The sequence below is a fragment of the Streptomyces sp. JW3 genome (assembly GCF_052216785.1).
Classification (GTDB): domain Bacteria; phylum Actinomycetota; class Actinomycetes; order Streptomycetales; family Streptomycetaceae; genus Streptomyces.
The window spans coordinates 1-11945 of record NZ_JBQOUX010000025.1; the positions used below are offsets into that span (position 1 = coordinate 1).

The 11945-nt window shown below is 72.6% G+C and carries 10 protein-coding genes; 3 read left to right on the plus strand and 7 right to left on the minus strand.

Annotated features, from left to right (window positions below):
* Positions 1-599: 599 nt before the first annotated feature.
* Positions 600-1598 (plus strand): tryptophan--tRNA ligase, encoded by a 999-nt coding sequence (gene trpS, locus ACTT8P_RS13190; RefSeq protein WP_442831799.1) that lies wholly within the window; start codon positions 600-602, stop codon positions 1596-1598.
* Between the two features lie 14 nt (positions 1599-1612).
* Here the strand turns inward: trpS and proC are convergent, their stop codons facing one another.
* From proC to ACTT8P_RS13210, 4 genes are all read right to left on the minus strand, one after another.
* On the minus strand, positions 1613-2425 hold the full coding sequence (gene proC / locus ACTT8P_RS13195; protein WP_442831800.1) for a pyrroline-5-carboxylate reductase: 813 nt from the start codon (positions 2423-2425) through the stop codon (positions 1613-1615).
* Positions 2426-2460: 35 nt separating this feature from the next.
* Positions 2461-3306 carry a class I SAM-dependent methyltransferase gene (locus ACTT8P_RS13200; protein ID WP_442831801.1) on the minus strand — a complete coding sequence of 282 codons (846 nt, stop codon included), beginning with the start codon at positions 3304-3306 and terminating at the stop codon, positions 2461-2463.
* A 110-nt stretch (positions 3307-3416) separates the two neighbouring features.
* Positions 3417-3965, minus strand: coding sequence for an EamA/RhaT family transporter (locus ACTT8P_RS13205; protein WP_442831802.1), 549 nt, complete (start codon positions 3963-3965; stop codon positions 3417-3419).
* A gap of 55 nt (positions 3966-4020) precedes the next feature.
* A complete protein-coding gene (locus tag ACTT8P_RS13210; RefSeq protein ID WP_442831803.1) occupies positions 4021-4344 on the minus strand; it encodes an SH3 domain-containing protein in 324 nt (107 codons plus the stop codon).
* A gap of 152 nt (positions 4345-4496) precedes the next feature.
* Here ACTT8P_RS13210 and ACTT8P_RS13215 point away from each other — a divergent pair, with 152 nt between their 5' ends.
* Positions 4497-6650, plus strand: a complete 2154-nt coding sequence (locus ACTT8P_RS13215; RefSeq protein ID WP_442831804.1) for a serine/threonine-protein kinase — start codon at positions 4497-4499, stop codon at positions 6648-6650.
* Positions 6651-6747: 97 nt separating this feature from the next.
* On the opposite strand, the gene ilvD is transcribed toward ACTT8P_RS13215, so the two are convergent.
* The 3 genes from ilvD to ACTT8P_RS13230 form a co-directional block, all read right to left on the minus strand.
* Positions 6748-8601, minus strand: a complete 1854-nt coding sequence (gene ilvD, locus ACTT8P_RS13220) for a dihydroxy-acid dehydratase (protein WP_442831805.1) — start codon at positions 8599-8601, stop codon at positions 6748-6750.
* A gap of 430 nt (positions 8602-9031) precedes the next feature.
* Positions 9032-9853: a sugar phosphate isomerase/epimerase family protein gene (locus ACTT8P_RS13225; protein ID WP_442831806.1), complete on the minus strand. Its 822-nt coding sequence runs from the start codon at positions 9851-9853 to the stop codon at positions 9032-9034.
* 158 nt (positions 9854-10011) lie between these two features.
* Positions 10012-10944, minus strand: coding sequence for a Ppx/GppA phosphatase family protein (locus tag ACTT8P_RS13230; RefSeq protein WP_442831807.1), 933 nt, complete (start codon positions 10942-10944; stop codon positions 10012-10014).
* 71 nt (positions 10945-11015) lie between these two features.
* Here ACTT8P_RS13230 and ACTT8P_RS13235 point away from each other — a divergent pair, with 71 nt between their 5' ends.
* Complete coding sequence (locus ACTT8P_RS13235) at positions 11016-11918, plus strand: hypothetical protein (protein WP_442831808.1); 903 nt, start codon at positions 11016-11018, stop codon at positions 11916-11918.
* Positions 11919-11945 lie beyond the last annotated feature (27 nt).

Below are 11945 nucleotides of genomic sequence, written 5' to 3' on the forward strand. Positions count from 1 at the left end.
GACTCTCTCAGGCTTTCCTCCGGGCGCTTCCCTTCGGTCTTGCTGTCTTGCGTTTCCGACTCTATCAGATCGTTTTCCGATCCGATTTCCTCGGTGCTTTCCAGGTTTCCGCTTCCGCGTTTCCCTTTCCGGCGGTTCCGACTCTATCAGATCCTTTCGGGCCTGATTCCCAGTCAGCGGGCTTGTCTTCCCGGCTGTTTGGGCCGTTCCGACGAGTGAGACTTTAGCGGATTCACCGCCTCCGACCTAATCGCAGGTCGCATTCCGTAAATACGCATGCCAGTGGCACCTGAGGTGACTGGAGTACGTACGGAATGGCTGTCCGGGGACCGACCGGAGTCGGCGCTCACGTCGGACAACTCGGAGAACCTTACGGAGGCAGGTGCGGTGTGTCAACTTCGGTGCCCGGGTGGCTGCCGCGGCGTACTGTGGACGGCGTGATGACGCGTACGTGCAACCAGTGCTGGTGGGCCGCCTGACGGCGGCCGCGCTCACGTACGCATACGACGGCCGCCGCCTCGGCGGCCGTTTTTCGTAGCTCCCTCCAGGAGCGGCGGTCGGCCGGTGGCGGTGGTCCTGACCAGGAGGAGAGCGAAGAGATGACGCGGGTCTTCAGTGGGGTCAAGCCGACCGGGCACCTGACCTTGGGGAACTACCTGGGCGCGCTGCGGCAGTGGGTCGCCGTCGATCAGCACCGGGGCGAGGCGTTGTTCTGTGTCGTGGATCTGCACGCGCTGACCGTGGAGCACGATCCGGCGCGGGTGCGCAGGCTGAGCCGGCAGGCGGCGTCGTTGCTGCTGGCGGTGGGGCTGGACCCGGAGCTGTGCACCGTGTTCGTGCAGAGTCATGTGGACGAGCACGCGCGGTTGTCGTACCTGATGGAGTGCGTCGCGACCGACGGGGAGATGCGGCGGATGATCCAGTACAAGGAGAAGGCCGCGCGGGAGCGGGTGCGGGGCGGGAGTGTGCGGCTGTCGCTGCTGACGTATCCGGCGCTGATGGCGGCGGACATCCTGGCGTACCAAGCCGACGAGGTGCCGGTGGGGGACGACCAGACGCAGCATGTGCAGCTGGCGCGGGATCTGGCGGTGCGGTTCAACCAGCGGTACGGGCATACCTTCGTGGTGCCGCGGGCGACCCGGCCGGCCGTGGCGGCCCGGGTGATGAACCTTCAGGATCCGGTGTCGAAGATGGGGAAGAGCGACGACACCGGGCCGGGGATCGTCTATCTGCTCGATGAGCCGGAGGTCGTGCGGAAGAAGGTCATGCGGGCCGTCACCGACAGTGCGGAGGGAGGCGTCGTGTATGACCGGGAGGGGCGGCCCGGGGTGGCCAATCTGCTGGAGATCCTCGCCGCTTGCGCGGGGGGTGAGCCGGAAGGGCTGGCCGGTGGGTACGACTCGTACGGGGCGTTGAAGAAGGACGTCGCCGAGGCGGTCGTGGAGGTGTTGCGGCCGGTGCGGGAGCGGCATCGGGAGCTGTGCGCCGACCCCGGGTATGTGGAGGGGGTGCTGCGGGAGGGGGCCGCGCGGGCGCGGGCGGTGGCGCGGCCCGTCGTGGACGGCGCCTACCGGGCGATCGGGCTGCTGCCCGCGTAGCCCCCGGCCGGGCGTCAGCCGTTGTTGCCGGAGGCCAGTTCGCGGCTGCGGTCGCGGGCGGCCTCCAGGGCGGCGATCAGGGCGGCGCGGACGCCGTGGTTCTCCAGCTCGCGGATCGCGTTGATCGTCGTACCCGCGGGGGAGGTGACGTTCTCGCGGAGCTTGACCGGGTGTTCGCCGCTGTCGCGGAGCATGGTGGCGGCGCCGATCGCGGACTGGACGATCAGGTCGTGCGCCTTGTCGCGGGGCAGGCCGAGCAGGATGCCGGCGTCCGTCATGGCTTCGACCAGGTAGAAGAAGTACGCCGGGCCGGAGCCGGAGAGGGCGGTGCAGGCGTCCTGCTGGGACTCGGGGACGCGCAGCGTCTTGCCGACGGCGCCGAAGATCTCCTCAGTGTGCGCGAGGTGGGCGGCGGTGGCGTGGGTGCCGGCGGAGATGACGGACATGGCCTCGTCGACCAGGGCGGGGGTGTTCGTCATGACGCGGACCACGGGGGTGGCGGCCGCGAGGCGGTCCTCGAAGTAGGCGGTCGGGATGCCTGCCGCGCCGCTGATGATCAGGCGGTCGGCGGGGACGTGGGGGGCCAGTTCGTCGAGGAGGGTGCCCATGTCCTGCGGTTTGACCGTGAGGATCAGGGTGTCGGCGGTCTTGGCGGCCTCGGCGTTGGTGACCGGGGTGACGCCGTGCCGGGCGTGGAGCTCGTCGGCCCGTTCCGGGCGGCGGGTGGTGACCAGCAGGTCGGCGGGGGCCCAGCCGGCCCGGATCATTCCGCTGAGCAGGGCTTCGCCGATCTTGCCGGTGCCGAGGACTGCGACTTTCTGGGTCATGGCTGCGGGTGCCTCCGAGGGTGCGTCGTCCGGCGTCATCCTCGCATCCCGGGGAGCGGGACGGGGGGCGCGTCCGGTGGGCGGGACGGCGTGGTGGCGAACAGCAGGACGACGTCGTAGACCTCTTCGACGATCGCGTCGGGGAAGACGGTCAGGAGGCGCTCGCGCTCCTCGGTGAGGAAGGCGGCGCTGTGTTCCGCGTCGTGGACGAGGAAGACGGAGTGGCTGCCGAGGTTGGCCAGGTGAGTGTCGAGGGGGACCCGGCGGCTCCAGCTGACGGTACGGCGGACGGGGGTGAGGCGGCCGGCGGGGTCGCGCAGGCGGGCGCCGGTGTCGCGTTGCTCGGCGGCGACGTCCAGGTCGAAGTGGCGGCGGAGGCGTTCGGCGGCAGCGGCGATCCAGGGGACGTCGAGGGCGTCGGTGTTCCACCACAGCGCGAGGGCGCCGCCGGGACGCAGCACGCGCAGCGCCTCCGGCACGGCGCGGGCCGGGTCGGTCCAGTGCCAGGACTGGGCGTAGGTGAGCAGGTCGGCGGAGCTGTCGGCGAGCGGGAGGGCGTCGCCGGTGCCGCGGACGAGGGGGACGTCGGGCAGGGTGCGGCGGAATTCGGCGGCCATGCCCGCGCCGGGTTCGACGGCGACCAGGTCGGCGCCGCGGGCGTGCAGCAGGGCGGTGGCTATGCCGGTGCCGGCGCCGATGTCCGCGACGCGGGCGCCGGTGAGCGGGCGGCCGGTGAGTTCCTCGAGGGTGTCGAAGAGGGTGGGCGGGTAGCCGGGGCGGTTGGCGGCGTACTGGGCGGCGGCGCGGTCGAAGGAGCGGGCGCGGGCCTGGGTGGGGGCAGGGTTGGAAGTAGGGGTGGGGGTCGGGCGGGGCTTGGTCATATGGCCATGGTGGCCGGGGGTGGTGGGGGGTGCGGGGTGTTCCGGCGATTCCAGCGGGTCGGAGGGTCCGGGGGCGCGGGGGGGGCGCGGGGGGCGCGGGGCTTCAGGACCTATCGGCGGCGCTTCTTCGGGTTGCCTGAGCGGCGGGTCGTGCGTTTTTCGTGCTGGGTGCGGGCTGCCTCGTATTCGGTGCGGTGGAGTTTTTCGCCGGGGGCCTCGACGAGGCAGCGCAGGGCGTAGGCGAGGAGGGAGCCGAGGAAGCCGATGGCGAGCAGGCCGCGCAGGGACGCCTGGCGGTCGGGGTCGGGGCGGGTGGTGAAGGCGCCCCAGGTGTGGCCGAAGGCCAGGGCGCTGCACACCGCGAACATCACGACGACCAGAACGGTGACGAAGCTGCCGATCTCCGCGATCTGGAGGCCCTGGTAGGCGATCCGCAGGACGAGGCAGGCGGCGGCCGTGAGGACCAGCGCGGCGGCGGCCAGGCCGAGGCGGCGGGCGGTGTAGCCGCCCTCGTGCCGCACCCAGGTCGTGCCGAAGAACCGGATGGGTTCCGGGCGGGGTCCGCTGCCCGGGGCGGGGTCGGCCGGGGTGCCCGCGGTGGTGCCCGGGGTGCCCGCGGTGGTGCCGGTGGTCTCGGGGCTGCCGTTCGCTGCGCTCACGCCTCGATTATGGCCGCCGGTCCCGCCGCGGGCGCCGGGTGGTGCGTCGGGTGGTTCAGGAGCAGCGCGGCCGGATGTAGCCGTCGCTGCCGGTCTTGACGTAGGCGTCCGAGACGAACTGGCCGTTGTCGATGTTGTCCCAGATGGTGGTGGTGCCGTAGGTGCCGGTGACCCGGGTGCCCGGGGACTGGCAGAAGATCGGCACCTTGGCGCCCAGCGGCAGCACCTTCACCAGTGCGTACTGGGTGCCGGGGCCGCTGCGCACGTTGAGGCGCACGCCCGGCGCCACCGAGTAGTACGTGAGGTCCGCCGCCGCCGTGCTGACGGCCGCCGCCCCCTCGTCGCCGCTGGTGGCTTCCGTGGTCTGTTCGACCGACATGAGAACTCCCCCCGCTGATACCTCGCGCCCCACGACTGCCGTGGGGTCACTTCGGTTTCGCACGCGGAGGCTAGCAAGCCCCCTCGGTCTCGCACGAGACTTCGACTAGGCTCCGTGCGTCGCGCGCGTGGACGAACAGCACGGGGGATCCGATGGCGCCGCAGCGAAGCACCGGTACGGATGCGGAAGCGGAACATCCCGAGTACGCCGGTCACTACCGGCTGGAGTCCTGTCTCGGGTCGGGCGGCATGGGCGTCGTCCATCTGGCGCGCAGCACCTCGGGGATGCGGCTCGCGGTGAAGGTGGTGCACGCCGAGTTCGCCCGGGACCCGGAGTTCAGGGGGCGGTTCCGGCAGGAGGTGGCGGCGGCGCGGCGGGTCAGCGGGGCGTTCACCGCGCCGGTCGTCGACGCCGATCCGGAGGCCGGACGGCCGTGGATGGCCACGCTGTTCATCGACGCGCCGACCCTCGCCGAGCAGGTGAAACGGAACGGGCCGCTGGACGCCGACCGGCTGCGCCGGCTGATGGCGGGGCTGGCGGAGGCGCTGCGGGACATCCACCGGGTCGGGGTCGTGCACCGGGATCTCAAGCCGAGCAATGTGCTGCTCGACGAGGACGGGCCGAAGGTCATCGACTTCGGGATCTCGCGGCCGGCCGACAGTGAACTTCGTACCGAGACGGGGAAGTTGATCGGGACGCCGCCGTTCATGGCGCCCGAGCAGTTCCGGCGGCCGCGTCAGGTGGGGCCGGCCGCCGATGTCTTCGCGCTGGGCTCGGTGATCGTGCACGCGGCGACCGGGCGGGGGCCGTTCGACTCGGACAGTCCGTATGTCGTGGCGTATCAGGTGGTGCACGACGAGCCGGATCTGACCGGGGTGCCCGAGTCGCTCGCCGCGCTGGTGCTGCGGTGTCTGGCGAAGGAGCCGGCCGAGCGGCCCACGCCGGACGAGGTGATGCGGCAGTTGCGGTCGGTGGCGGCGTCGTACGACACGCAGGCGTTCATACCGGCGCAGCGGGCGCCCGCGGCGGCCTCGGAGGGGGACGCGGCGGCCCCGGAGGCGGACGCGCCGGCCCCGGAGGGGGACGCGGTGGCCTCCGAGGGGGAGGCGGCGACCCATGTCAAGGTGCCCGTCCGCCGGTCCGCCCGCCGGCTCCGCAACCGGTTGCTGCTGGCGGCGGGCGTGCTCTGTCTCGCGGCGGTCGGCACGCTGGTCCCCGTCCATCTGCTCGGCGGTACGGAGGCGGAGTCGGCCGGGGCCGGGGCGGCGGCGCCGTTCACCGGGTGGGCGACCGCGGTGGCGACTGGGGCGGGGAGTCCGGTGTGCGCGTACGGGGCCGGGCGGCTGCTGTGCGCGCGGGACGGGGCGGTGCTCGCCCTCGATCCCGACGACGGGACGCGGGTGTGGCGGCGTACCGTCGCAGGCGGTTCCCGCAGCGGGCCGCCGGTGGTCGCGGGCGGCCTGGTGCAGCCCGCGCTGAACGAGGGTGCCGCGCTGACGGCGTTCGACCCGGGCACCGGCGCGCCCGCGTGGCGCCGGGACGTGCCCGCGTACCAGGGACTGCGTCCGGCCGGCCGCATGCTGCTGCTCACCGGCGCGGACGGCGAGGTCACCGGGGTGGACGGGGCGACCGGCGAGACCGTGTGGTCACGGCGGATACCGGGGCAGGCGATGCCGTACTTCTCGTCGTTCGCCGGGGATTCGACCGCGTACGCGGCGAGCGGGTCCGGCGACGGGACGAGCACCCGGATCACGGCGGTGGACCCGGCGACGGGCGACGTGCGGTGGGAAGCGGAGCTCGCGGGCGAACTGGAGCCGGTGGGCGCGGCGGACGGTGCCGTCGTCCTGCTCGACACCGACGCGGTCTACGGCGAGACACGCGCCGTCGTGCGCTACGAGCCGGCGACGGAGACCGTGCGCCGGGTGCCGCTGCCGGTGCCGGTGGCCCGTGCGCAGGGCGCGGTACGCGGGGACACCGTGTACCTGATGGGCGCGGGCGGCACCCTGGCGGCCGTCGATCTGGCGGCGCGCGAGCAGCGGTGGAGTTTGGAGACGGGCGTGAGCCGGGGTTCGGCGCCGGTCACCGACGGGCGGCGGGTGTACGTCGCCGCTCCGGACGGGCGTCTGCTGGGGGTGGACGCCGGTACCGGGAAGCTGCTCGGGCAGACGGCGCCGCGGCTGGGGACCGGCTCGGACCGGGTGGCCGCCGCGCTGCCGGCCCCCGTCGTCGCCGGGGGCCGGGTGTACTCCGGGGCCCCCGACGGGACGGTCTTCGCGGTGGCGGGGCGGGATCCGGGCTCGTGGTGAGGGCGGGCGGATCCTTTGGCTTGGTTCCGGGCCTTCGCCTCGGTCCGGGCCTTCGCCTCAGTGAGGACGGCGGGGCCCGGCGCCGAGGCCGGGCCGGTCAGCCCAGCTTGCTGACGTCGCGGACCGCGCCCTTGTCCGCGCTGGTCGCCATCGCGGCGTAGGCGCGCAGCGCGACCGAGACCTTGCGGTCGCGGTTCTTCGGGACGTACGCGCCGTTCAGCGCCTGCTCGCGGCGGGCCAGCTCAGCGTCGTCGACCAGCAGCTCGATGGTGCGGCCCGGGATGTCGATGCGGATGCGGTCGCCGTCCTCGACCAGCGCGATGGTGCCGCCGGAGGCCGCCTCGGGGCTGGCGTGCCCGATGGAGAGGCCGGAGGTGCCGCCGGAGAACCGGCCGTCGGTGACCAGCGCGCAGGTCTTGCCCAGGCCCCGGCCCTTCAGGAAGGAGGTCGGGTGCAGCATCTCCTGCATGCCGGGGCCGCCCTTGGGACCCTCGTAGCGGATGACCACGACGTCGCCGTGGGTGATCCGCTTGTTGAGGATCTTCTCGACGGCCTCCTCCTGCGACTCGCAGACCACCGCCGGACCCTCGAAGGTCCAGATCGACTCGTCCACGCCGGCCGTCTTGACGACCGCGCCGTCGACGGCGAGGTTGCCGCGCAGCACCGCGAGGCCGCCGTCCTTGGAGTAGGCGTGCTCGGCGGAGTGGATGCAGCCGTGCTCGGCGTCCAGGTCGAGGGTGTCCCAGCGCTCGGACTGGGAGAACGCCTCGGCGGAGCGGACGCAGCCGGGGGCCGCGTGCCACAGTTCGACGGCCTCGGGGGACGGGGAGCCGCCGCGCACGTCCCAGGTCTTCAGCCAGTCGGCCAGCGACGGGCTGTGCACGCTGTGCACGTCCTCGTTGAGCAGGCCGGCCCGGTGCAGCTCGCCGAGCAGGGCGGGGATGCCGCCCGCGCGGTGCACGTCCTCCATGTAGTACGTGCCGTTCTTGGTGACGTTCGGCGCGACCTTGGCGAGGCACGGCACCCGGCGGGAGACCGCGTCGATCTCCTCCAGGCCGAACTCGACGCCCGCCTCCTGGGCGGCGGCCAGCAGATGCAGAATCGTGTTGGTGGAGCCGCCCATGGCGATGTCCAGCGCCATCGCGTTCTCGAACGCGGCGATCGAGGCGACGTTGCGCGGCAGGACCGTGTCGTCGTCCTCGTAGTAGTAGCGGCGGGTGATGTCCATGACCGTGGTCGCCGCGTTCTCGTACAGCGCGCGGCGGGCGGTGTGGGTGGCGAGCACCGAGCCGTTGCCGGGGAGGGAGAGGCCGATCGCCTCGGTCAGGCAGTTCATCGAGTTGGCGGTGAACATGCCGGAGCAGGAGCCGCAGGTGGGACAGGCGCTCTCCTCGATACGGAGCATGTCCGCGTCGGAGATGTTGTCGTTCACCGCGTCGGAGATCGCGTCGACCAGGTCGAGGGTGCGGACCGTGCCGTCGACCAGGGTGGCGCGGCCGGACTCCATCGGGCCGCCGGAGACGAAGACCGTCGGGATGTTGAGGCGCAGGGCGGCCATCAGCATGCCCGGGGTGATCTTGTCGCAGTTGGAGATGCAGACCAGGGCGTCGGCGCAGTGCGCCTCGACCATGTACTCCACGCTGTCCGCGATCAGGTCGCGGGAGGGGAGGCTGTACAGCATGCCGCCGTGGCCCATCGCGATGCCGTCGTCGACGGCGATCGTGTTGAACTCGCGCGGGATGCCGCCGGCCGCCGTGACCGCCTCGCTGACGATCCGGCCGACGGGGGCCAGGTGGGTGTGGCCGGGCACGAACTCGGTGAAGCTGTTGGCGATCGCGATGATCGGCTTCCGGCCGATGTCCGCACCGGGTACACCGGAGGCGCGCATAAGGGCGCGGGCGCCCGCCATGTTGCGGCCGTGGGTGACTGTGCGGGACCTCAGCTCGGGCATCGTCGCTCGCTCCTTCAGAGAGTGCTGCCAGAGATTACTGACTGCCGTGAATACTGACTGCTGTGAATACTGACTGTCGTGCAGCACTGACTGACGTCATCGTCAGTACTGACTGACGTCGAGCGTACGCCGGTCATCCACGGGGCGGGACGGAGTGTCCGGATCGCGGGACGTACGTCTCGGGGGGCGGGGCCGTCAGGGGCCGGTGAGGTGGCGCTGGACGGCCGGGGTCAGGCGGGCGAGCAGCTGTTCGATGCCGGCTGGGGCGAGGGGGTCGGGGGTCTGTCCGCGGGGACAGCCTCGGTGCCGGGGTGCATCCGGGGCGGCCCCGGCGCCGGGGTGCGGCCGGGGGTGGGCGGGGTGCGGCCGAGCGGACGGGGTGCGGCCGGGAGCGGGCGGGGTGCGGCCGGGGGTGGCCCCGGGCCGTCGCTCAGCCGCGGGCGGCTCTGGTCGCGGCGGCCAGGTGGAGGCGGGTGAAGGCCAGCGCCTCGGCCAGGTCGGCCTCCCGCTCGGCGCCGGACATCGCCCGGCGGGTGTTGACCTCGATGACGACATGGCCGTCGAAGCCGGTCAGCGCGAGGCGCTCCAGCAGTTCGGCGCAGGGCTGGGTGCCGCGCCCGGGGACCAGGTGCTCGTCCTTGGCCGAGCCGCGGCCGTCGGCGAGGTGCACGTGGCCGAGCCGGTCGCCCATCCGGTCGATCATGCCGAGGGCGTCGGTGCGGGCGGTGGCGGTGTGGCTGAGGTCGATCGTGAAGTGCCGGTAGTCGTCCTTGGTGACGTCCCAGTCGGGGGCGTAGGCCAGCATCTCGCGGTCGCGGTAGCGCCAGGGGTACATGTTCTCGACGGCGAACCGGACGTCCGTCTCGTTCGCCATCCGCCACACGCCGTCGACGAAGGCGCGCGCGTACTGGCGCTGCCAGCGGAACGGGGGGTGCACCACGACCGTGCTCGCGCCGAGCTTCTCGGCGGCGGCGCGGGCCCGCTGGAGTTTGACCCAGGGGTCGGTGGACCAGACCCGCTGGGTGATGAGCAGACAGGGGGCGTGGATGGCCAGGACCGGGACCTGGTGGTAGTCGCTGAGTCGGCGCAGGGCCTCGATGTCCTGGCTGACCGGGTCGGTCCAGACCATGACCTCGACGCCGTCGTAGCCAAGACGTGCGGCGATCTCGAAGGCCGTCGCCGTCGACTCCGGGTAGACGGAGGCCGTCGACAGGGCGACCTTCGCGTCCGGAATGCGTAGGGGCTCCGCCATGCGTTCAGGTTACGGGGTGCGGTCGGGTGCCCTTGGTCGCCTGCTCGCCGTTGTGGTGAGGGCCATAGGGCGGGTGCGGCGTTCGTCGTGACTTGTCGCGCCCGCGCGGCGGAGCCGCGTATCGACACGGACCCGCGCCCCGCGCCCCTGAAGGGGCGCTAATCGTGCCCCATGTGATCAAGACGCCGCAGGATGACGCCTTCCCTCAGTGCCCACGGGCAGATTTCCAGGGTCTCCACACCGAAGAGGTCCATCGCGGCCTCGGCGACCAAGGCGCCCGCGACCAACTGGTTGGCGCGGCCCTCGGAGACGCCGGGGAGTTCGGCGCGTTCGGCGGTGGTCATGGCGGCGAGGCGGGGCACCCAGCTCTCCAGGGAGGACCGTTTCAGTTCCCGCTGGACGTAGAGGCCCTCGGCGGAGCGGGCGGCGCCGGTGAGGCGGGCCAGTTGCTTGAAGGTCTTCGACGTGGCGACGACGTGGTCGGGGGCGCCGAAGCGGCTGAACTCGCCGACCGTACGGGCGATCTCGGTACGGACATGGCGGCGCAGGGCGCGGACGTCGTCCGGGTCGGGCGGGTCGCCGGGCAGCCGGCCGGCGGTCAGCCGGCCCGCGCCGAGCGGCAGCGAGACGGCGGCGTCGGGTTCCTCGTCGATGCCGTACGCGATCTCCAGGGAGCCGCCGCCGATGTCGAGGACGAGCAGCTTGCCCACGGACCAGCCGAACCAGCGGCGGGCCGCGAGGAAGGTGAGCCGGGCCTCGTCCGCGCCGGTCAGCACGGTCAGCTCGACGCCGGTCTCGGCCCGTACCCGGGCCAGGACCTCGTCGGCGTTGCCGGCCTCGCGCACCGCGGAGGTGGCGAACGGCAGCAGGTCCTCCACGCCCTTGTCCTCGGCGGCCTGGAGCGCCTCGCGGACCACCGATATCAGGCGGTCGACGCCGTCCGCGCCGATCGCGCCGTCCGGGTCGAGGAGTTGGGCCAGGCGCAGTTCGGCCTTGTGCGAGTGCGCGGGCAGCGGGCGTGCGCCCGGGTGCGCGTCCACCACCAGCAGGTGGACCGTGTTCGAACCCACGTCGAGGACACCGAGTCTCATGTACGGAACGCTACTGCCAGGACGGCCGCCGGTGGTGGGGGTATCAGCGGCGGGCGACTTACCCTGGACGGGTGCCAAAGACGAAGCAGGCGAAGGACGCGAAACTGCCCAAGAAGGGCAAGCGGCAGAAGACCGACGCGAAGGTCGTGGACGTGTCGGCGGGTGACGAGAAGGGGCTCGACTTCGCGCGCGCGTGGGTCGAGTTCCCGGATCCGGCCGACGACGAGCAGGTCTTCCGCTGCGACCTGACCTGGCTGACCTCTCGCTGGAACTGCGTCTTCGGCAGCGGCTGCCAGGGCATTCAGGCGGGCCGGGCGGACGACGGCTGCTGTTCGCTGGGGGCCCACTTCTCCGACGAGGAGGACGAGGCCCGGGTCGCCGGTCATGTGGCCAGGCTCACACCGGACATCTGGCAGCACCACGCCGAGGGCCGGGCGAACGGCTGGGTTTCGGAGGACGAGGAGGGTTCCCGGCAGACCCGGCCCTTCCAGGGGTCGTGCATCTTCCAGAACCGGCCCGGGTTCGCCGGCGGCGCGGGCTGCTCGCTGCACATCCTGGCGCTGCGGGAGGGCCGCGAGCCGCTGGAGACCAAGCCGGACGTGTGCTGGCAGCTTCCGGTGCGGCGGACCTACGAGTGGATCGACCGGCCCGACGACACCCGGGTGCTCCAGGTGTCGATCGGTGAGTACGACCGGCGCGGCTGGGGCCCCGGCGGCCACGACCTGCACTGGTGGTGCACGTCGGCCACCTCGGCGCACGGCGCGGGCGAGCCGGTGTACGTCTCCTACCGGCCGGAGCTGATCGAGCTGATGGGCAAGGCGGGCTACGACCGGCTGGCCGAACTGTGCGAGGAGCGGCTGGCTTCCCGGCTGCCGCTGCTGGCACCGCATCCGGCGGACCCGGTGACGCCTGCGGATCCAGTGATGCCGGTGACGCCGGTGGATCCAGTGGCGCCGGTGGATCCGGCGGTGTAGGCGGTCCTACGGCACCGGCCGCCACGG